Source organism: Aeromicrobium endophyticum, from assembly GCF_003586285.1.
In the GTDB taxonomy this organism is placed as follows: Bacteria; Actinomycetota; Actinomycetes; order Propionibacteriales; family Nocardioidaceae; genus Aeromicrobium; species Aeromicrobium endophyticum.
Window position 1 is genome coordinate 1,564,330 of the sequence record NZ_QUBR01000001.1, and the last position, 19,970, is coordinate 1,584,299.

The 19,970-nt window shown below is 71.7% G+C and carries 22 protein-coding genes; 15 read left to right on the top strand and 7 right to left on the bottom strand.

Annotated features, from left to right (window positions below):
• Nucleotide 1 precedes the first annotated feature (1 nt).
• The 5 genes from DX116_RS20480 to DX116_RS07715 all read left to right on the top strand — a co-directional run bounded on the left by DX116_RS20480 (nucleotide 2) and on the right by DX116_RS07715 (nucleotide 3,867).
• Complete coding sequence (locus tag DX116_RS20480; RefSeq protein ID WP_325048609.1) at nucleotides 2-565, top strand: serine O-acetyltransferase; 564 nt, start codon at nucleotides 2-4, stop codon at nucleotides 563-565.
• On the top strand, nucleotides 562-1,413 hold the full coding sequence (locus DX116_RS07700) for an SAM-dependent methyltransferase (protein WP_119703532.1): 852 nt from the start codon (nucleotides 562-564) through the stop codon (nucleotides 1,411-1,413). The genes DX116_RS20480 and DX116_RS07700 overlap by 4 nt, the downstream gene beginning before the upstream one ends.
• 72 nt (nucleotides 1,414-1,485) lie before the next feature.
• Nucleotides 1,486-1,731, top strand: coding sequence for an acyl carrier protein (locus DX116_RS07705; RefSeq protein WP_119703533.1), 246 nt, complete (start codon nucleotides 1,486-1,488; stop codon nucleotides 1,729-1,731).
• A 7-nt stretch (nucleotides 1,732-1,738) separates the two neighbouring features.
• Nucleotides 1,739-3,097 (top strand): class I adenylate-forming enzyme family protein, encoded by a 1,359-nt coding sequence (locus tag DX116_RS07710; RefSeq protein ID WP_119703534.1) that lies wholly within the window; start codon nucleotides 1,739-1,741, stop codon nucleotides 3,095-3,097.
• A complete protein-coding gene (locus DX116_RS07715; protein WP_119703535.1) occupies nucleotides 3,094-3,867 on the top strand; it encodes an SDR family NAD(P)-dependent oxidoreductase in 774 nt (257 codons plus the stop codon). Before DX116_RS07710 ends, DX116_RS07715 begins: the two co-directional genes overlap by 4 nt.
• Here DX116_RS07715 and DX116_RS07720 read toward each other — a convergent pair.
• Nucleotides 3,857-5,146 (bottom strand): lipopolysaccharide biosynthesis protein, encoded by a 1,290-nt coding sequence (locus DX116_RS07720; protein WP_119703536.1) that lies wholly within the window; start codon nucleotides 5,144-5,146, stop codon nucleotides 3,857-3,859. The genes DX116_RS07715 and DX116_RS07720 overlap by 11 nt on opposite strands.
• Before the next feature lie 69 nt (nucleotides 5,147-5,215).
• Between DX116_RS07720 and DX116_RS07725 the strand changes: the two genes are divergently transcribed.
• The 4 genes from DX116_RS07725 (at nucleotide 5,216) to DX116_RS07740 (ending at nucleotide 8,300) form a co-directional block, all read left to right on the top strand.
• Complete coding sequence (locus tag DX116_RS07725; RefSeq protein ID WP_147393616.1) at nucleotides 5,216-6,037, top strand: SGNH/GDSL hydrolase family protein; 822 nt, start codon at nucleotides 5,216-5,218, stop codon at nucleotides 6,035-6,037.
• Nucleotides 6,034-7,068, top strand: a complete 1,035-nt coding sequence (locus tag DX116_RS07730; protein WP_119703538.1) for a class I SAM-dependent methyltransferase — start codon at nucleotides 6,034-6,036, stop codon at nucleotides 7,066-7,068. Before DX116_RS07725 ends, DX116_RS07730 begins: the two co-directional genes overlap by 4 nt.
• Nucleotides 7,069-7,515: 447 nt before the next feature.
• Nucleotides 7,516-7,929, top strand: a complete 414-nt coding sequence (locus DX116_RS07735; protein WP_119703539.1) for a hypothetical protein — start codon at nucleotides 7,516-7,518, stop codon at nucleotides 7,927-7,929.
• A complete protein-coding gene (locus DX116_RS07740) occupies nucleotides 7,929-8,300 on the top strand; it encodes a hypothetical protein (protein WP_119703540.1) in 372 nt (123 codons plus the stop codon). Before DX116_RS07735 ends, DX116_RS07740 begins: the two co-directional genes overlap by 1 nt.
• A gap of 7 nt (nucleotides 8,301-8,307) precedes the next feature.
• Here the strand turns inward: DX116_RS07740 and DX116_RS07745 are convergent, their stop codons facing one another.
• From DX116_RS07745 to DX116_RS07760, 4 genes are read right to left on the bottom strand one after another with little or no spacing between them, the layout of a single operon-like run.
• A complete protein-coding gene (locus DX116_RS07745) occupies nucleotides 8,308-9,054 on the bottom strand; it encodes an FkbM family methyltransferase (RefSeq protein ID WP_119703541.1) in 747 nt (248 codons plus the stop codon).
• Nucleotides 9,055-9,069: 15 nt separating this feature from the next.
• A complete protein-coding gene (locus DX116_RS07750) occupies nucleotides 9,070-10,281 on the bottom strand; it encodes a glycosyltransferase family 61 protein (protein WP_119703542.1) in 1,212 nt (403 codons plus the stop codon).
• Nucleotides 10,282-10,291: 10 nt separating this feature from the next.
• Nucleotides 10,292-11,092 (bottom strand): FkbM family methyltransferase, encoded by an 801-nt coding sequence (locus tag DX116_RS07755; RefSeq protein WP_119703543.1) that lies wholly within the window; start codon nucleotides 11,090-11,092, stop codon nucleotides 10,292-10,294.
• An 18-nt stretch (nucleotides 11,093-11,110) separates the two neighbouring features.
• Nucleotides 11,111-12,076 (bottom strand): NAD-dependent epimerase/dehydratase family protein, encoded by a 966-nt coding sequence (locus DX116_RS07760; protein WP_119703544.1) that lies wholly within the window; start codon nucleotides 12,074-12,076, stop codon nucleotides 11,111-11,113.
• A 216-nt stretch (nucleotides 12,077-12,292) separates the two neighbouring features.
• Here DX116_RS07760 and DX116_RS07765 point away from each other — a divergent pair, with 216 nt between their 5' ends.
• From DX116_RS07765 to DX116_RS07775, 3 genes are read left to right on the top strand one after another with little or no spacing between them, the layout of a single operon-like run.
• The gene (locus DX116_RS07765) at nucleotides 12,293-13,732 is read left to right on the top strand and encodes a polysaccharide biosynthesis tyrosine autokinase (RefSeq protein WP_119703545.1); all 1,440 of its coding nucleotides are present in this window, start codon (nucleotides 12,293-12,295) and stop codon (nucleotides 13,730-13,732) included.
• An 11-nt stretch (nucleotides 13,733-13,743) separates the two neighbouring features.
• Nucleotides 13,744-15,090, top strand: a complete 1,347-nt coding sequence (locus tag DX116_RS07770) for an O-antigen ligase family protein (protein WP_119703546.1) — start codon at nucleotides 13,744-13,746, stop codon at nucleotides 15,088-15,090.
• Nucleotides 15,087-15,893, top strand: coding sequence for an FkbM family methyltransferase (locus tag DX116_RS07775; RefSeq protein ID WP_119703547.1), 807 nt, complete (start codon nucleotides 15,087-15,089; stop codon nucleotides 15,891-15,893). The genes DX116_RS07770 and DX116_RS07775 overlap by 4 nt, the downstream gene beginning before the upstream one ends.
• A gap of 18 nt (nucleotides 15,894-15,911) precedes the next feature.
• Here DX116_RS07775 and DX116_RS07780 read toward each other — a convergent pair whose 3' ends face one another.
• Nucleotides 15,912-16,592, bottom strand: a complete 681-nt coding sequence (locus tag DX116_RS07780) for a class I SAM-dependent methyltransferase (protein WP_119703548.1) — start codon at nucleotides 16,590-16,592, stop codon at nucleotides 15,912-15,914.
• A 48-nt stretch (nucleotides 16,593-16,640) separates the two neighbouring features.
• On the opposite strand from DX116_RS07780, the gene DX116_RS07785 reads away from it, so the two are divergent.
• The 3 genes from DX116_RS07785 (at nucleotide 16,641) to DX116_RS07795 (ending at nucleotide 19,109) form a co-directional block, all read left to right on the top strand.
• Entirely contained in the window at nucleotides 16,641-17,357 is a 717-nt protein-coding gene (locus DX116_RS07785) for an oxidoreductase (protein ID WP_233556601.1), read from the top strand.
• A gap of 148 nt (nucleotides 17,358-17,505) precedes the next feature.
• Complete coding sequence (locus DX116_RS07790) at nucleotides 17,506-17,901, top strand: hypothetical protein (protein WP_147393617.1); 396 nt, start codon at nucleotides 17,506-17,508, stop codon at nucleotides 17,899-17,901.
• A gap of 347 nt (nucleotides 17,902-18,248) precedes the next feature.
• On the top strand, nucleotides 18,249-19,109 hold the full coding sequence (locus DX116_RS07795; protein WP_119703551.1) for an SGNH/GDSL hydrolase family protein: 861 nt from the start codon (nucleotides 18,249-18,251) through the stop codon (nucleotides 19,107-19,109).
• Nucleotides 19,110-19,119: 10 nt separating this feature from the next.
• On the opposite strand, the gene DX116_RS07800 is transcribed toward DX116_RS07795, so the two are convergent.
• Nucleotides 19,120-19,920, bottom strand: a complete 801-nt coding sequence (locus DX116_RS07800; protein WP_119703552.1) for an HAD family hydrolase — start codon at nucleotides 19,918-19,920, stop codon at nucleotides 19,120-19,122.
• Nucleotides 19,921-19,970: the final 50 nt, after the last annotated feature.

Sequence of the window (19,970 nt, forward strand, 5' to 3'; positions counted from 1 at the left end):
CGTGGCCGCCGACGAGCCGAGCTTCCGCGACCTGGTGTTCTCCGACTATGCCCGCTACCGCCCCGGCGGCCGGCAGAGCTGGCTGCACGTGCTGCTGCGCATCCCGAGCGTGCCGGGGCTGCTGGCCTCGCTCGTGCTGCGGTCGCAGCAGTGCCTGTTCAGGGCGGGTCACGTCACGGCGGCGCACTCGTTGCGCACCCTCGGCAACGTGCTCGTCGGCGCCGACTTCGGTGCCGGCATGCAGGTCGGTCGCGGGTTCATGCTGGCCCACCCCGTGGGCGTGACGATCGGCTTCGGTCTGGTGATCGGCGACGACGTGACGTTCGCCGGCGGCGTGACGTGCGCGGCCCGCCACTACGACGCCGTGCCCGGACGCGAGCAGGAGTTCGCCACGATCGGCGACGGGGTGCTGATCGGTGCCAACGCCGTCCTCGTCGGCGGCGTCACGATCGGCCGTGGCGCGATGGTCGGCGCCAACTCCGTCGTGCTGTCGGACGTGCCCGAGAACGCCGTCGTGATGGGGTCGCCGGCGCGCAGGGTCGGCACCCGGGAGGATGCCCGATGAGCACCGACACGCACGAGCCGGCCGCGCACTACGACCGCGTCATGGCCGCGTGGCAGCTGCTGCTCGGCGACGAGCTGCACTACGGGGTGTTCGAGCACGGCGACGAGCCGCTGGACGTCGGGACCGCTGCGCTGACGAGCCGCATGATCGACGCCGCCGACCTGCGGCCCGGCCTGCGCGTGCTCGACGTCGGTTGCGGCTCGGGTGCCCCCGCCCGCACGATCGCGGCCGGCTTCGGCGTCGAGGTCGTCGGCATCACGACGAGCGCGGTGGGCGTCGACACGGCGAGGGCCCGTACGGCCGAGGCAGCCGTCGGCGCCGTCACGTTCGAGCAGCGCGACGGCACCGACAACGGCTTCGACGACGCCTCGTTCGACCGCGTCTGGGTCATGGAGTCGGCCCACCTGATGCGCGACAAGGACGCCCTGGTGGCGGAGTGCGCGCGGGTGCTGCGACCCGGCGGACGCATGGTGCTGTGCGACCTGGTCGGGCACCGCGAGATCGGCTTTGCCGAGGTGCGCGAGCGCCGCGCCGACTTCGCGGTGCTGCGCGAGGCCTTCGGCGACGCGCACTTCGCATCGCTCGAGGGCTTCGCCGCGCTCGCGTCCGCCCACGGGCTCGACGTCGACCGCAGCGACGACCTGACGTCCGCCACGCTGCCGACGTTCGACCGCTGGCGCGCCAACGCCGACGCCCACCGCGACGAGGTGGTCGCGCTGATCGGCGCCGCCGGTCACGACGCGTTCGTCCGGTCGTGCGACCTGCTCGAGGCGTTCTGGCGCGACGGCACGTTCGGCTACGGGCTCGTCTCGGCCACCAAGGCTCCGGCGCGTTCATCCGTCTCGTGACCAGCGAGGTGCTGCCTCGTTGACCACCGCAGGGGCGGCCAGCCCCACCGACCACGAGGAGATCACCGCGTCATGAGCACCGCCCCCGAAGACGTCCAGCGCACCGTGGTGGACTTCCTCACCCTGACCGCCAAGCTGCCCGAGGGCTTCTCCGCCGACACCCCGCTGTACGCCGGCGGGGCCGGGCTCGACTCGCTCGAGACCGCCGAGCTGTCGGCGACGCTCGAGGACGTCCACGGCAGCGATCCCTACTCGACCGGCGAGATGCCGCAGACGCTCGGCGAGATCCAGGCGTTCTACGCGGCGTCGGGCGCCTGAGCCAGCCGTGATCGAGCTGCTCGAGCGGGTCGCGGACGAGGATCCCGACCGGCCGGCGGTCGTCACGCACGCGGTCTCCCGCTCGTACCGCGACGTGGTGGACGACGCGTGGCGCGTGGCCGCGGCGCTCACCCGGGCCGGCGTCACGCGGCTGGCCGTCGTCGATCACGAGGCACCCGTCATCGTCCCGCTGCTCGCAGGGGCCTCGGTCGCGGGCGTCGAGGTGACGCAGTACCCACCGGCCGAGCCCGACGAGATCGGTCGCCTGCTGGCGTCGTTCGACCACGACGTGCTCGTGACCGACCGCGACGATCTCGCCGGGCTCGGCGCCCGCATCGTGCGGACGTCCGAGATGCTCGACGGCGACGTGCCGTGCCGGCGCCCGCCGGTCGCCGACGTGCGGCCGCACCTGGTGCTGACCACCGGCACGACGGGCGCGCCCCGGGGCGTGCGCCACGACTGGACCCGCCTGGCCGGCGGCGCGTCGCACGTCTCGACAGGGGAGGGGCAGCGGTGGCTGCTGGCCTACGGCCTGCACCAGTTCGCGGGTCTGCAGGTGCTGCTGCACGTGTTCGCGGCGGGTGCGACGCTGGTCGCGCCGGCGCCACGACGCCCGGCCGAGGGCTTGGAAGCCATGCGGCGGCTCGGGGTGACGCACGCCAGCGCCACCCCCACGTACTGGCGGTTCGTGGTGGCCGAGCTGCGCGCCGACGGCGGGCCCGTCCCGCCCCTGCAGCAGGTGACCCTCGGGGGCGAGGCGATCCCCGGCCCGTTGCTCGGCGTGCTGCGCGAGACCTTCGCCGGCGCCGCCGTCTCGCAGGTCTACGCGGCCTCGGAGTTCGGGTCGACGGGCTCGGTGCGCGACGGGCGTCCCGGCCTGTCGGTCGACGTGCTCGATCGGGGCGAGCAGGCACCGGTCGACCTGCGCGTCGTCGACGGCGAGCTGTGGGTGCGGTCGCGCACCGGCATGCTCGGCTACCACGGCGAGCCGCCCGTCGACGCCGACGGCTGGCGGCCGACGGGCGACCTCGTCGAGGTCGTCGGCGACCGCGTGCTGTTCCGCGGGCGGTCGAGCGACGTCATCAACGTCGGCGGCGTCAAGGTGCACCCGTTGCCGGTCGAGGAGCGGGTCGCGGCGGTGCCGGGCGTCGACCTGGCGCGCGTCCACGGACGTCCCAACGCGATGACGGGCGCGATCGTGGCGCTCGAGGTCGTCCCGACGCCGGGCGCCGACCTCGACGCGCTCAAGCTCGCCCTCCGCGCCGCGTGCGCCGACCTCCCGTCGGCCGCGCGTCCCCGCAGCATCCGCTTCGTCGAGACCCTCGACACCCTGGGCGGCAAGATCGTCAGGAGACAGACCCAGTGACCACCGAGACCGTCCGTGCCGAGCCTGCCGCCGTCGCTCCTGCTGAGCCCCGTGTCGTCGTCGTGACGGGAGGCAGCCGCGGGCTGGGTGCCGGCATCGTCGAGTCGTACCTCGCGTCGGGCGACCGGGTCGCCGGCTGCGCACGGTCGTCGACGACCGAGGTCGAGGGCTGGCTCGCCTCGCACCCTGACCACTTCCTGTTCGTCCCGGCCGACCTGTCGCGCTCGGACGACGCCAAGACCTTCGTCGACGCGGTGATCGAGCGGTGGGACCACGTCGACGTGCTGATCAACAACGCCGGCGTCGCCCGCGACGGCATCCTGGCCATGGCGTCCGACGACGACATCGACGTCGTCGTCGACCTCAACATCAAGGGAACCCTCTACGTGTCGCGGCTCGTGAGCCGGCGCATGCTCGCCCGGCGCTCTGGCAGCATCGTCAACATCTCGTCGATCGTCGGCCGCTCGGGCTACCGCGGGCTCGGCGTCTACAGCGCGACGAAGGCGGCCCTCGACGGCTTGACCCGCTCGATGGCTCGCGAGCTGGGCTCGCGCGGCATCACGGTCAACGGCATCGCGCCCGGCTATTTGCGCACCGAGATGAGCCACGGGCTCGACGAGGGGCAGATGGACCAGATCGTCCGTCGCACCCCCGCGGGCCGGCTCGGCGACCCGGGCGACATCGCCCGCGTCTGCCAGTTCCTGACCGATCCGCGCAACGACTACCTGACGGGGCAGGTCATCGTGGTCGACGGAGGGCTCACGAGCTGACGTGACGTCCCGACGTCCGCGGGCCCCGCGCCACGCACCACCCCAGCGCCACGCAGCTGAGCAGGCCGACGGCCGCCAGCGTGACACCCACGCCCACGAGGCTGTCGGCCTGCGCCGCCACGACGATGCCGACCAGCAGCACCGGCAGCAGGGCCAGCTCGACCCACGACGCGGTGCCGCCGCGGCCCTGGCCCTGCATCGCGGCGATCATGACGCTGCGGACGGCCAGCAGCCCGTCGGCCACGATGAGCCAGCGGGCGCAGTCGACGGCTGCCACGAACTCCCGGCCGAACGCGTGCCGGATCACGGGCTCGACGACGATCTCGAGCACGGCCACGATCACCGCCGCCAGCACGACCGTGATGCCGACCCAGCGCCGCACGACAGCCCGCTGGGCGCTCGGGTCGTCCTGGTGCATCGCGACGCGCGGCAGCACGATGACCCGCACCGCGTTGCTGACCAGGCGGCACAGGTTCGACACCGCCAACGCCGTCGCGAACAGGCCCAGCGACACCGTGCCGAGCAGGGCGCCGACCAGGATGCGGTCGAGGCCGAGCCCGTCGAGGGGACGCACGCTGCCGACGTAGTTGGCGCGGGCCTCCGACCACACCTGCGACTCGGGGATCGCGACCTCGTCACCGCCGCGAGCCGGCAGCAGCGACAGGTAGGCGAACCACGTGCTCAGCAGCCCGGTCACGACGTACGCCGCCAGCACGTCGTACGCGCTCCACGTCCAACCGGCGCTCGCGACGACGACCAGCACGATGGCGAACATGCCCTGCGGGGCGAGCGCGACCCACGCCATCCGCACGAGTCGTCCCTCGCCCTGCAGGCAGCCGGCGATCAGCTGGAACGCGATGGTCTGGAACGTCACGACCGCGACGACGACCGCGGCGGCCACGGCGTCGGACGCGCCCGTGGAGTCGTGCAGCACCGGCGTCAGCGCTCCGGCCACGAGGCACGGCACGACGACGATCCAGCCGCGCCGCCGCGCGAGCGGAGCCAGGCCGTCGCGGGCGGTGGTGCGGCGCTCGGCCACGAGCTTGGTCAGCGCCGCGGGGAGGCTGCCGCCGAGGGTGAGCTGCGAGGCGAACAGGGCCACCGCGATGACCAGCGCGATGAGTCCGCGACCGTCGACGCCCAGCAGGCGCGCCATCACGATGCCCGTGACGAGCGTCAGCAGCTGCAGGCCGAAGGTCGCGCCGACGATGAGCAGGAAGGTGAACCGGTCGCGCATCGGACGTCCACGCGCCGCGGATTCGTCGACCTCCTCCGTCACCTTTGGAGCATACTGTCAGCCATCCTCCGAACGCCGCGAAACCGCGTCATCGCCGTCAGGAGAACGTAGATGTCACCCGATCCAGCCCCTGCCCTTCCGCTCCCGCTGCGGGTGCTCGTCAAGGGGGCGTCCACCGTCAACTGGGTGTCGTTCATGGGTGGTCCCCGCGACGACTTCATCTTCGCGCGGGTCGTCGAGGAGCAGCTGCTCGCGAGCGGTCGCCCGGTCGACCTGCGCACCAGCACCATGACGTCCGAGCGGTCGTCGACGATCCTGCGCACGTGGCAGGCCGAGGTGCTGGGCTTCTCGCCCGACGTCATCGTGCTGGTCTACGGGCACTACGAGACCATCCACCTGTTCCTGCCGCGCTGGCTGGAGGTGCACGCCAACAGCCTCAAGGCGCGGCCGACCCGGTCGTCGGCGCTGTACCGCAGGCTGGTGCTGCGTCCGGTGTGGAAGGCGCTCGCGCAGGCACAGGCCCGGCTCGACACGGTGCTCGACCCGACGCTGCGCCGCGGACGCCCCCGGCAGGTCGCGGCCGACCTGCGCACGTACATCGACCACGTCCAGAAGGTCGGCAGCCCGCTGGTCTACGTGTTCGAGCTGCTGCCGCCCGGCACCCGCTTCCAGAGCTGGTTCCCGGGGATGACGCGGCGCATCGAGGTCATGAACCGGACGCTCGAGCGCATGGTCGCCGACATCGGCCTCGACCACGTCCGCTACTTCCGCGTGGCCGACCTGGTCGACCGCCACGCCGGCGGTGAGGTCGACGTCGCGATCCCCGACGGCTTCCACTACTCGCCCGAGATGCACCGCCACATCGGCACCGCGCTCGCCGCGGACATCCAGTCGTGGGCAGCCACGCAGACGCACCTGAGGACCATCGCATGAACTCGTCACCGCGCATCCCGACCGTCGACGCCCCGGCCACGACCTCCCCTGCTCCCGCCTCGGCGAAGCAGCGTGCCGCCCGGATCCTTCCCCGACCCGTCGTCGAGGCGCTGGACAGCGCGGTCTTCCGCCTGCGTCGGGCACGCATCCGAGCGATCCAACGCCTCTTCGGACGCCTCGGCTTCAACATCGTCAAGAAGGACGACTACTACTCGACGCTGCCCGTGCTCGCCGAGATCGAGCAGACCCGAGCGCGCTGGGACCGCCCGAGCGCCTTGGTCGGCATCGACCTCGACGTCCCGGCGATGACCTCGACGCTGCGCGAGCTGGCGGGTCGCTGGGACGCCGAGTTCGTCGCGGCGACCGGCGACTACCTGGCCAACACCCGCCAGGGCTTCGGGCCTGGGTACCCGCACCTCGACGCCCGCACGCTCTACTTCATGCTGCGCGAGCACAAGCCGGCCCGCTACCTCGAGATCGGCTCCGGCCTCTCGACCTACTACGCCTCGCTCGCGGCCGCGCGCAACGCCGCCGACGGCTCGCTCCTGCAGATCACGTGCGTCGAGCCGTACCCGTTCGACGCCCTGCGGACGCTCGACAACTTCGAGCTGGTCGAGGGCTTCGTTCAGGACGTGCCGCTGTCGACGTTCGAGGCGCTCGAGGCCGGCGACGTGCTGTTCATCGACTCCTCGCACGCGCTCAAGATCGACAGCGACGTCGCGTTCTTGTTCCTCGAGGTGCTGCCGCGGCTCAAGCCCGGTGTGATCGTGCACATCCACGACGTGCACTTCCCGTTCAACGGCCCCTACCCGGCCGACACGTGGCTGTTCGGCGAGCGCTGGCCGGTCTACTGGAACGAGGCCATGGTCGTGCAGATCTTCCTCGCCCACAGCTCGGCGTACCGCGTGCTGCTGTCGACGCCGATGATCCGGCACACCGACGAGTCGGTGCTGACCGGCCTGTTCGCCGACTACGTTCCCGTCGCCGACGACCCCAACCCGCCGTCGTCCCTGTGGCTGCGGCGCGTCTGAGCCTCAACCCGCCCGGGCGGTGCGCTGGCGTCCAGGATTCTGCGCCAGGTGGACGCTGCCGCACCGCCCCGGGATGCTGACGCAGCGCTGCGGCGGAGCCACCTCTCGAGGCGCGTACTTGTTCGACGTCGCGCAGCCCGCTCGTCAGGTTCTGGACACGTGGCGACCGGAGTGTTCGACTGAAGATGAAGGCGTTCTCGTCGAGAGAGGTCGAACATGTCAGTTCTCAGCAAGAAGCGCGGATGGCTGGTCTCGGCTGCAGCAGCGGCCGTGCTCGCGTCGGCGCCCGCCACCAGCGCAGGTGCCGTCTCGCCTGACCCCGGTTCTACCGGGTCGACCAGCGCGCAGAGTGTCGCGACGCTGCCCCCGGGAGGAACGTGGGTCCCTTACGAACCCGACCCTGGGACCTCGTCCAAGGTAGCCGCGGCAGCAGGTCTCGTACGTCCGGTGGAGCACGCGTGCCCCTCCGGCACGACCAGCTACCCGGCCGCCAAGCGTGCGTTCAACTGCCTGTCGACGTATCACGACAACGGGAACCGTGGTCATTCCGTGGGCCTTCGCCAAGGACGGACCGGCAGCAGCGCGTTCGGGTACCTCCATGCGCTGCAGGACCACGGACTGGACGAACAGTCCATCGGAACCGTCATCGTGAACAACGCGGCAGGCGTCTCGCAAGGAAACAGTTGCTTCCTGTACGGCCTGCGATACGAGGTCAACGACGTCGGCATCCTGGCCGTCGAGGTGATCGAGGACCGCAAGCCGTCGTCGGCCTCACCGGACAACTACAAGCTTGGGGTCGTCACCGCATACTGCAAGGGCTACGACCAGTGCCCTCCCGGGGTCAACGAGAGCCTTCCCTGATGGACGAGCGGCACGTGGAGCGGATCGCGAGGGCGCAGGCGCTCCAATGGGACGAGTCCCCGGCCGTCGGCTCGGGTGACGGTTCGGTCGGCGCCTACTGGCCCCTTGGCGACGCCGCCCCCGGCGCGGCGGCGACGGCTGGTCGGGCCGACGTCGTCTCGGTGTGGGCGGAGGGCCAGCTGCTGAACCTCGCCCTTCGTCCTCGCGACGGCAACGAGTCGGTGGCGGTGCAGATCGATCTCGCGTCCGTCGACGAAGCGGACGACGACCTCGTGCACACGCTGGTCTTCGCTCGCGTCGCCGAGCTGGTCGCATCCGACCGCTGGGCCCGTCGTCACGAGCTGGCTGCCCCGTTGGTGCTGACGCTCTGAGCCGTCCTCAGTCGTCGGCGAGGCGCACGAACAGGCCGTCGACCTGCAGCATCCGCCCGTCCGGGTCGGAGATGCCGGGCTCGAGCTGCTGGATGCGGTAGCCGTCGCGGGCCATCGCGCCGACCAGCTCGTCGAACAGGAGCTGGCCGTCGTAGAGCTCGACGAACGACAGCTCGAGCTGGACGGCGGCGAGCTCGCCGACCAGCGCGCCGGCACCTTGCAGCACCTCGCCCTCGAAGCCCTGCGTGTCGATCTTCAGCAGGGTGCGGGCCGGGTCGACGCCGTGCGCCGCAGCGATCTCGGCGACGGTCGTGACCGGGACGGTCTCGGACGCCACGAAGCGCGAGCCAGGGGCCGTGCGCAGGTGGGCGTCGGTCATGCCGCGGATCGACGACGAGAACGAGTTGGCGGCGACGTTGATCATGGCCTCGCCGGGCTGGGCACCGACCGCGACGTTGAAAGCCGTCCAGGCGTCGTCGCGGGAGGCTCGCCGGGTCAGCTCGCCGAACGCTCCGCTGAGCGGCTCGCAGCTGATGATGCGGCCGGTGAAGCCCGCGCTGCGGGTCAGGGTCGCGTACTGGCCGACGTTGGCGCCGACGTCGAGCACGGTGTCGATGCCGCGCGACTCGAGCGTGCGCACCAGGCGTCCGGCGTACGAGCCGCGGCCGATCTCGAGGTCGGCGCGCTGCAGGGTGCGGCGGATCAGCAGCTTGGCGGTCTCGCGCGCCCGGTTGGCGCGGGTCTGGTCACTCATGGGCGGTCTCCGTGATCATGCGGCGAGCAGCTCCTCGACGGCGGCGAGCACCGCCCGCGGGTCGAGGTCGATGTCGTCCTGCACGTTGAGCATGCGGGACTCGGGACGGTCGGGCTCGACGGGGTCGGCGACGAGGTAGCGGTAGACCGAGTCGGCGATGTTGTCGGTGATCGCCCAGTAGCCGGGGTTGAGGTAGCGCGGGGCGAACAGCTCGAGCACCCGCACGCCCTCGGGCGCGAAGGTGAGGTTGACCAGCCCAGCGCCGTGCGGGGCGACCACGACCTCGGCGGCGGCGAAGTGGTCGATCTGCTCCTGCACCGACACGGCGCCGGGGTCGAGACGCTCGAAGCCCAGCGGGGCCAGCAGCCGCATCAGCTCGGCCTCGCGCACGAACCGGCGCGTGCGCGGCGCGGCGCCTCGGGTGACGTAGAGCCGGCGCGGCCGTCCGCGGACGTCCTTCGGTGGCAACGAGGTGCGCAGCCACTGCGTGATCCACCGGGGCGCCAGGGTGCTCTGGTTGTTGAGGCACGGCACGAGCAGCCGCTCGGCGCGGACGCTCAGGTGCTTGACCGGCTCGACGAGGGGCAGCTCGTCGAGGCCCGTCATGGCCATCAGCTGGCGGTCCCACGTCGTCAGGTGGCTGACGACGACGTGGTCGGGCCGCACGCCCGGCATGGCCTCCTGCAGCACGCCCCAGCGCGGGAGCGTGTCCATGATCGAGTGGTAGTAGTTGCGTCCGGACGCCTGCGAGGCCAGCGAGACGGTGGTGCCGTCCAGCGCCACGGGCTCGGGCAGCCGCGTGCGCAGGTAGACGGGATGCTCCTGCCACCCGCGGATGCGGAAGTACGGGCTGGTCTGCAGGTCGAGACGTCCCCCGGGGGTGATCGTCGCGGCGTAGTCGCCGACGAGGCGTCCGTCGTCGACGTCGAGCACGAAGCGCTCCGGCACCTCGAGCCGGCGCACCTCGCCCCAGAACCGCATGGCTCGCGGGCTGCCCACCGGCAGGTCTCGCACGACGCTCTCACCGTCGCCCGACCGGTGCACCCGGACGTGCTCGGGCTCGACGCGGGCGGTCTCGCGCGACGTGGTGGTGGCCGCGTGCGGCACGGCGTGGGCGGCGTCGACCGGCAGCGCGCGGGTCACGCGCCCCATCGTCCGGCTGGCCGCGCGGTGGGCGATCTTCGCGGCCGGCCACAGGGGCTGCAGGGCGGGGGGCAACCTGGTCATCGGCCGGGCCTCACGCCGCCGGCGCCGGAGGACGGGCGAACCAGGCGTTGCCGAGGCCGGGCCGGTCGGCCGGCTCGTGGCGCACCAGGGCGAGGCCGACGTCGGCGAGGAAGCGCACCAGCTCGTCGAGGCTGTGGCCGTCGACGGGGTGGTACTCCATGACGACCCGCTGCACCGACGCCCAGTGGGCGGGGTCGCTGGTCAGGATGACGCCGTACTCGGCGCCCTCGGCATCGCACTTGACCAGGTCGATCGCGCCGCCCGCGTCGGCGTGCAGGTCGGCGAACGTCACGCACGGCACCGTCACGACCGATCCCGAGCCATCGGGCGCGGTCAGCCCGTTGTGGGCGCTGGCCTGCCCGTTGTCGACGATCTCGAGCTCGCCGTCGTGGTCGGCGACGGCCCTGCGGTGCACGACGAGGCGGTCGCCGAGGTGGTTGGCCGCGACGTTGCGCTCGAGCCAGTCGGCCGTCGACGGTGAGGCCTCGTAGGCGTGCACCGTCGCTCCCGGCGCAGCCGCGCACACCGCCGTCGAGAAGCTGCCGATGTGCGCGCCGATGTCGACCGCGACCAGGTCTGGCCGCAGGCCGCTCAGCAGCTCGCCCAGCCGGTAGACGTCGTCGGCGTTGATCTCGTACACCGGGAAGCGCGCCCCGTCGACGTTCGGCGCGTGGATCGTCAACCCCGACCGGGTGCGGAACGTCATCTCGCGCGACCGCAGCGTGTCCCAGATGAGCTGGGGCCCGTTGTCGAAGTGCGTGAACGACTGCCGGATGCGTCGCGACGCGTACGCGACCCCGCGCAGCCCCATCAGTCCCAGTCCACGCTGCTAGGCACGCGCCGCGAGGATGTCGTAGATCCAGGCGTACGTCTTCTCCAGGCCGTCGCGCAACGAGATCGACGGCTCCCAGCCGTAGGTGTCGTGGAAGAAGGTGTTGTCGCTGTTGCGCCCGCGGACTCCCTGCGGCGCGGTCAGGTCGTGCTTCTTGCTGACCGTGATGCCGGCGATCTGCTCGAGGATGCCGATCATCTGGTTGATCGTGACCAGCTCGGACGAGCCCAGGTTGACGGGCTCGACGTTGTCGCCGGCGAGGATCTCCTGCGTGCCGCGCACGCAGTCGTCGATGTACATGAAGCTGCGGCTCTGCTCGCCGTCGCCCCAGACGTCGATCGTGTGGTGGCCGCTGAGCTTGGCCTCGGCGATCTTGCGCGAGAGCGCCGCGGGGGCCTTCTCGCGTCCGCCCTCGAACGTCCCCTCGGGGCCGTAGACGTTGTGGTAGCGGGCGACACGGGTCTGCAGGCCGAAGTCCTCGCGGAAGTGGCGGGCCATGCGCTCGCTGAACAGCTTCTCCCAGCCGTAGCCGTCCTCGGGGTCGGCCGGGTAGGCGTCGGACTCCTTGAGGGCGGTGACGTCGGGATCGGTCTGCTTGTCGCCGGCGTAGACGCAGGCCGAGCTGCTGTAGAAGAAGTTCTGGGTGCCCGCGTCGCGCGCCGCGACGAGCATGTTGGTGCTGGTCAGCACCGAGAGCATGCACTCGGCCTTGTTGTTCTCGATGAAGCCCATGCCGCCCATGTCGGCGGCGAGGTTGTAGATCGTCTGGGTGCCCACCGCGGCCTTGTGCGCATCGCTCGCGTCGGCGCAGTCGGCGACGACGTTCTCGGCACCGTCGTGCACCTGGTACCACTCGTCGAGCGGCTTGACGTCGACCGAGCGGACGTCGTGCCCCTGCCGGAGGAGGTCGGCCACGAGGTGTCCGCCGATGAACCCACCGCCGCCCGTCACGAGTGTCGTCATGGAGCCCACCTTGTCTCGCGGTTGCCTCGCGGTCCGTGTCTCACGGCGCCTCCGACGGGCCGTGACGTGTGTGCTGAACAACGTCGGTCGAGGTCGATGGTTACGAAAGCGGCCGTGCCTCGTTGATCAGCTCGAGACGGCGGACAGCCCCGCCGCGCTCGCATAGACTCCTGCCACCCACCCGAGCTCGAGCTTCTCTTCCTGAATGGGGACTCCGTGGACCTGCGTCAATTCCTGGGCATCCTGCGCACCCGCTGGGTCTTCAGCGTCTCCACGATCGTCGCAGGCACGGTGGCCACGATCCTGCTGGTGCTCAGCATGTCGCCCGTCTACGGCTCGAGCGCCAAGCTGTTCATCACCTCGCCGATCGGTCAGCAGTCCGCCGACCCGACCGCCGCCTACTTCGCGTCGCAGCGGCTCGCGTCGTACGCCGACCTCGCGCGCGAGCCGTCGCTGCTGCAGGACGTCATCGACCGCCTCAACCTGACCGACGTCTCGCGCGACGAGCTCGCCGGGCAGGTCAAGGCCCAGATCATCGCGACGACGCAGACGCTGCAGGTCGACGTCACGGCCGACACCCCCGAGCTCGCGCAGCGCATCGCCGAGGCCGAGGCCGAGGGCATCGTCTCGCTGGTGGCGCGGCTCGAGAAGCCGACGTCGGGCAACGGGGCGCCGGCCTTCGTCGCCCGCATCGTCGGGCCGCCCACCGTCAGCCAGACCCCGGTCGCACCCAACGTGCCGCTCAACCTGGCGGTGGGCCTGCTGCTGAGCCTGTTCGTCGGCATCGCCGGGGCCGTGCTGCGCGACCTCCTCGACCGGACGGTCAAGACGCGCCAAGAGGCCGAGGATCTCAGCGGTGGCGCGGTGCTGGCCACGCTGCCCTTCGACCGCCAGCTCAAGAAGCAGGCCCTCACCAGCGAGGGGCACGGCGCCCTCGCCGAGGCGTTCAGGGTGCTGCGCACCAACCTGCAGTTCGCCAACCTCGACGCCAAGGTCGAGTCGATCCTGGTCTCGAGCGCCGTCCCCAACGAGGGCAAGACCCTCGTCGCGACCAACCTGGCGATGTCGATGGCGCAGTCGGGCCGGTCGGTGCTGCTGGTCGACGCCGACATGCGCAACCCCAACGTCGCCGAGCTGCTGGGGCTCGAGAACTCCGTCGGCCTGATGACGGTGCTGATCGGCCGCACGACGCTCGAGGAGGCCACGCAGACCCACACCAGTGGCATCAGCTTCCTCGGCACCGGGCCGCGCCCGCCCAACCCCGCCGAGGTGCTCGACACCCAGGCCATGCGCGACCTTCTGTTCGGGCTGCGCAGCGAGTACGACGTCGTCATCATCGACGCCCCGCCGATGCTGCCGGTCGCCGACGCGTCGATCCTGATGCGCGAGGTCGACGGTGCGCTGATGCTCGTCCGGTACGGCGAGACCACGCGCGAGCAGCTGCGCCTGGCGGTGGCCCGCATCGAGACGGTCGGCGGACGCCTGTTCGGCACGATCCTCAACCGGACGCCTCGTCGGGCCGGCGACGCCTACGGATACGGCTACGGATACGGGTACGGGTACGGCGACACCGGCGGCGACCCGTCCAAGCTGTCGATCGGGCGACTGGTCCGCGGCGAGGGACGTCCCGCGTCCGGTCGTCGCGCCAACCGCTGAGCGGACGCCTCGTGCTCCCGGCGGCCCGCACCCTGCAGCGTCCTGACGGACGCGCTGCGCGGGTCGTCCCGCGCGTCGGACGGACGCTGGTCGCGCCGGCCGTCGTGGTGCTCGTGCTGGCCCTGCTGCTGCCGTTGGCGCTCGGCTCGGTCTTCGGGGCCGTCGTCGCGCTGGGTGCCGCCGTCCTGATGCTCGCGCTGGTGACGTTCGGCATCGAGAGCACCGCGATCGGCCTGCTGGCGCTGGGCTTCGTCCTGGCGCCGATGAACGACGTCCGCCCCGTCGCGGCCCTGACGTTCGTGACGATGTCCGACGTCTTCCTGGTGCTCAGCATCGGCCTGCTGCTGCCGATCCTGGTCACGGGCCGGTTCGAGCGCCAGGCCCTGTTCCTGGTCGGGGCGGCCGGGGTGGTGGGCCTCGGCCTGGTCACGTCGGTCGCCGGCGACCACGCGCTGGCGAGCCTCAACGGCCTGCTGCGGCTGCTGGTCGGCGCGCTGATGCTGCCGGTGACCTTCATGCTGTGGCGGCCGCGGCGCAACATCGTGACGCTCCTGGCCGCGGCCTACGTGCTGGGCAACTCGATCAGCGTGCTGCAGGCCGTCGCGAGCGGTCTGGTGTCGTACGAGGGGCGTGCGATCGGGCTGACCCGGCACCCCAACATCCTCGGGCTCTGCTCGATGCTGGCGCTCACGCTCATCCCGTTCCTGCTGCAGGAGCTGCCGCGGTGGAGTGGTTGGATCGTGCTCGCCGCGGCCGGGGTGTGCGGTTACGGGGTCTGGATCAGCGGCAGCCGCGCGGCCCTGCTGGTCGCCGTGGCGATGGTCGCGGTCTACCTGGTGCTCTCGCGCTCGGTCGAGCGCGGGCTGCTGCTGTTCGGCGCGAGCATCGTCCCGGTCTACCTCGTGGGCCGCACGCTCAGCTCGGGCGACGTCGGCAACAACATCCTCAACCGGTTCGTCGGCGGTGGTAGTGCCAGCGCGTCCGACCTGGCGCGCGAGCAGCTCGTGCGCGAGGCCGTCGAGCGGTTCCTGAGCAGCCCCGTGCTGGGCGTCGGCTTCGCGGACGCGCTCGAGGCGCACAACATCTACCTGCAGGTCGCGGCCTCCGGCGGCGTCGCGGGGCTGGCGTTCTACCTCGTCCTGCTGGCCTCGGTGGTGCGGCAGCCCCTGCGGCTCCCGTCGCGCTACCGGCTGCTGGCGCTGCCGGCCTTCGGATACGTCCTCGTCGGATTCATCACTCCTCTGCTCTGGGATCGTTACATCTGGTGTCTGCTGGCCCTGCCCTTCCTGATGTCGGTGCGAGGCGAGGCGGACGACTCCGCTCCCTCTCGCAACGACGCCCTCCAGGAGACCGCATGAGTATCGTCCGCCGCGGCCGGTTCGCCCTGCTCCGCACCCGCCAGACACTCTCGGTCTTCGACAACGGGTGGGACGTCCTGCGGCGCATCGCCGTGGGCGGCGACGAGCTGGTCTACCGGGTCGGCCCCGTCCAGATCACCGGTCCCAACGCCCCGGGCGCCCGGGTGCCGGTCTACGAGGTGTTCGCCGAGGACGAGTACGGCATGGACTGGTTCGCCCAAGGGCTCGGCGAGGCTCCGTCGCTGGTCGACATCGGCGCCCACATCGGCTGCTTCTCGATCGCCTTCGCCACCCGGTTCAGCGGCGCGACGGTCGACGCCTTCGAGCCGACCCCCTCCACCGGCTCGTTCCTGCAGCGCAACGTCGACGACAACGGATTGGCCGACCGCGTCCGGGTGCACCGCGAGGCCGTGTCGGCGTCGGCCGGCGTGCTGGTGATGGCGGACAACGGGGCGGGCAGCGGGCACAACGGCGTCCTGCACCTGGGCGAGGCCGGAGCAGTCAGCATCGAGGTCCCGTGCGTCGGCCTCGCCTCGGTGCTCGCGTCGGCCGGCGACCGCGTCGACATCATGAAGATGGACGCCGAGGGCGCCGAGTACGACGTCATCCTCAACTCGCCGCCCGAGCGCTGGGCGGGGGTGCGGCGACTCGTCATGGAGTACCACCCCCTGCCGGGCCACTCCTTCGACGAGCTCGAGACGTACCTGGCCGACGTGGGACTGCCGCTGGTCAGGCGCGACCGGTACGCCGACGGCCTGGGCCTGGCCTGGTTCTCGCGCGACGAGCTGCCGCCCGTCGACTGACTTACGTCCGGCCGGGGCTCAGCGGAAGTCGAGCAGCATGGTGTCGGGCGGCGCGGCCTCCTGCGGCATGGCCGACTTGTCGACCCGGGCGCGCACGCACGTCGTCTCGTGCCGCAGGCGCAGGAACCCGGTCTGCCCGCCGTAGCTGAGGAACAGCTCGCGCACCTGCGCGAGTGCGGACTCGCCGACCGACGGGTGCTTGGTGGCCTCGGCGAACCTCATCAGGCCCGGCAGGTCGAGCTTCTCCCAGCTGCCGACCTCCTGCACCTCGGGCTCGTGGAACAGCCCGGACGCACTGAAGGTGTCGGCGAGCGGCGGGGCCGAGTCGCGGGCGCCGGTGATCTCGCGCAGCTTGCGCATCCACGGGATCGAGTCGTCGTGCTGGCGCGAGATGGTCGACAGCAGCCCGTCGGGGCGCAGCACGCGGGCGTACTCGGCCAGCGCCGTCGGCGCCTCCCGCAGCTCGGGCACGACGACCGCGTCGAAGGCGTCGCCGACGAAGGGCAGGCGCTCGCCCGCGCTGCGGACGTACTGGATGTCGGGGTGGCGGCTCGCGACGACGTCGTCGCCGGCGACCACGACCTCGTGGCCCTGCTCGACGAGGCGGTAGGCCAACGAGCCGTCGCCGAGGTGCAGCACGCACGACAGACGATCGCCGACCAGCCACTTGGCAGTGCGGTCCTCCGGCGATTCGGTCACGTCCTGAGGCTACTCGTTCGCCCCATGACCGGCCGGTACGCTTCGGTCGTGTCCGATCCCTTCATCTCGGCCGCCCTCCTGGAGGGCATCCCGTCGACGTACGCGGGCACCCGCGACGGCATCGACTCGATCCTGCGCGACCGTGGTCTGCGGCGCAGCACGCCCGAGGACACCGCTCGCTCGCTCCTGCTCGGCGCCGCGGCGACGGCATCGCTCGAGGGCAGCGAGTACGACGCGGACACCCTGGCCGCCGGCGGCGGCGACGCCGTGGCGCGGGGTGCCGTCCGCCTGTCGACCGAGCTGCTGGGCCTGCTCCCGACGTGGAACCGCTCGCCCGTCCAGGCGCTGGCCCGCATCCACGCGCTCGCCGCGTCCGGCTCGGCCGATGACGCCGACCTCGGACGTCCGGTCAACCCCGACGGCGTCGCGCGCCTCACTGAGCTGGCCTGGATGCTGGGCCAGCCCACCGAGGCCCCGGGCCTCGTCGTCGCGGCCCTCGTCAACGCCGAGATCACCGCCGCGGGCGCCTTCTCGTCGCACAACGGGGTCATCGGCCGGGCCGCCGAGCGGCTCGTCCTGCTCGCCAAGGGCGTCGACCCCGCATCGGTGCTGGTGCCGGAGGCCGGGCACGCGGCCGAGCCCGCCGGCTACCGCTCGGCGCTCGAGGCCTATGCCGGCGGGCAGCCCACCGGCGTCCACCAGTGGCTGATGTATGCGTCGCAGGCTTTCACCCGGGCCGCCGAGGCGTCCCCGCTCGCGCGCTGAGGCCCTCGGTGGCTCGCGCCGCCACCCCCGACTCGCCGCCTCGGATGTGAGCCACGCCACAGACGTGGCGTCGTGCCCGTCCTACGTTCGAAGAGATCGATGGACCAATCACACTCCGCTCGCAGCGGGTGGACGAAAGGGAGACATCATGCGCAATCGACTCATGAGCGCCGCCGCGGCACTCGCCCTCGGTGTAGGCGTCACGACCGCCGCCACAGGGAGCGCGAGTGCCGAGCCCTCGGGCACCTACGAATACATCTGCGTCTCGACGACCGGCTCCAGCTACTCGATGGCCGCCGGGGAGAAGCTCGGCAACTGCAAGGGCTCGTACCTCCAGAAGTACATCAACGGCAAGCAGATCGAGTCGATCCCACTGGACGGATCGGGCACGCCCGTCGACCCCGACGGCCAGCTCGACGGGTACTGCATCATCGGGCTCGCGCTGGGCGGGACGGCGGCGATCGTGTTCCCGCCGGCCGGTGCCGCTGAGCTGATCTTCACCGCCGCCGCGGACCTGACGACCTTGGTCGACTGCGTGGCGTGACTCCAAGCGGTGGGCAGCCCGCCGCAGCCAGCACGCACGACGGCGCCGGACCTCGAGGGGCCGGCGCCGTCCGGTCGACACGGTCCCGGTTACCAAGCGTGCTGGATCTGAGTCGTCGAGGCTCCGCGATCCCTGAGCGGTCGAGAGTCCGAGCGAGCGACTTTCCCATTGAGACGGGTGATCGCCGCGTGGGTACCGGTGTGTCGTCCGTTGTGTTGTTGTTCTCCATGTGTACGCCGTGACGGTCGCGGAGTGAAGCCCTACTCGTCCGTAACGTTGTGCGCATTGCTTCACAAGCGGGCGGCAGAGCGTGGGCACGGAGCCGTCCGGATGTCTAGGATGCTGGCATGCGCCGCCGATCCCTCGCCCGGGCGCTGGCTGCCGCAGTGGTAGCCCTCGGGGCCGCAGGGTGCTCCGGCGGGTCGGACGACGAGGGTCCGGCCGGGGCGGCGGGCTACGTCGCGATCGGCGACTCCTTCACCTCGGGCCCGGGCATCGCCCCGGCCGATCCCGACCAGCCCGGGTGCCTGAGGTCGCTGTCGAACTATCCGCACCTGCTGGCGTCCGAGGGATCGGCGTCACGGCTCACGGACGTCAGCTGCGGCGGCGAGACCACCGAGATGCTGCGCGACGGCCGCACCCTCGACGGCGGCACCGAGGTCGAGCCCCAGCTGGCATCGATCGGGCGCGAGACGACCCGGGTGACGGTCGGCATCGGCGCCAACGACTCGGGCGCCACGGCCGGCCTCTACACGAACTGCCTGCTGCCGACCAGCGCCACCGACGCGCTGTGCTCGAGCTTCACCTCGACGTACATGCCGACGGTGTTCCCGAAGACGCTGGACAGCGTCGTGTCGGTGCTCGACGAGGTGGCGCAGCGGGCTCCCGACGCCGACGTCCGGCTGGTCGGCTACCTGCGCATCGCGCCCGAGCAGGGACAGTGCGCCGTGCTGCCGCTCAGCGAGACGCGGCGCGCGATGGTCGCCGGCTACGAGCAGAGGCTGGCCTCGACGCTGGCCAAGGCCGCCCAGCGCGCCGGCGTGCCGTACGTCGACATGCACCGGGCGTCCGTGGGCCACGATGCCTGTGCGGGCGACCAGGCGTGGGTCAACGGCCTGAGCGACAACACGGCGACGGGCGGCGGCGCGTTCCTGCACCCCACCGCGGCGGGCATGAGGGCCGTCGCCGACCAGCTCGGACGGCGCTGAGGCGGCTGCGTCAGGCCGAGCGGTTGCGGCGGTGCGAGACCACGGCCACCGCGACGGCGCTGACCGCTCCCGCCACGACGGCCGTGGCGGCCGCCTTGCCGGCCTTGGTGTCGAGGCCCAGGCGGCGACGCAGGGCCACGGGACGGGCGAACACGAGCACGGGCCAGCCGTTCTCGTCGGCCAGCCGGCGCAGCGCCTTGTCGGGGTTGACCGCGAAGGGGTGACCCACGGCCTCGAGCATCGGCACGTCGGTCTCGGAGTCGGAGTAGGCGTACGACTCGTCGAGGTCGTAGCCGCGCTCGGCCGCGAGCTGCCGCATCGCGTCGGCCTTGTGCGGGCCGTAGGCGTAGAAGTCGACCTCGCCGGTGTAGCGGCCGTCCTCGGCCACCAGCGTCGTGGCGATGACGTGGTCGACGCCCAGCATCGCCCCGATGGGCTCGACGACCTCGATGCCCGACGCCGACACGATGATGACGTCGCGCCCCGAGGCCTGGTGCTGCTCGATCAGCGTCACGGCCTCCTCGAACACGATGGGGTCGATGATCGTGTGCAGGGTCTCGGCGACGGCCTGGCGCACGACCTCGACGTCCCAGCCCGTGACCATCTGCGTCAGGTAGGCGCGCATCTTCTCGAGCTGGTCGTGGTCGGCGCCGCTGATCGAGAACATGAAGTTGGCGTACGCGCTGCGCAGCACGGCCCGGCGGTTGAGCAGGCCGCCGTCGTAGAAGGGCTTGCCGAAGGCAAGCGTGCTCGACTTGGCGATGATCGTCTTGTCCAGGTCGAAGAATGCCGCAGTCCGCGAAGGGCTCACCCCTCCAGGATAGGGCGGTCCACAGGCGGATGGGTCAGGCTTCGCCGTCC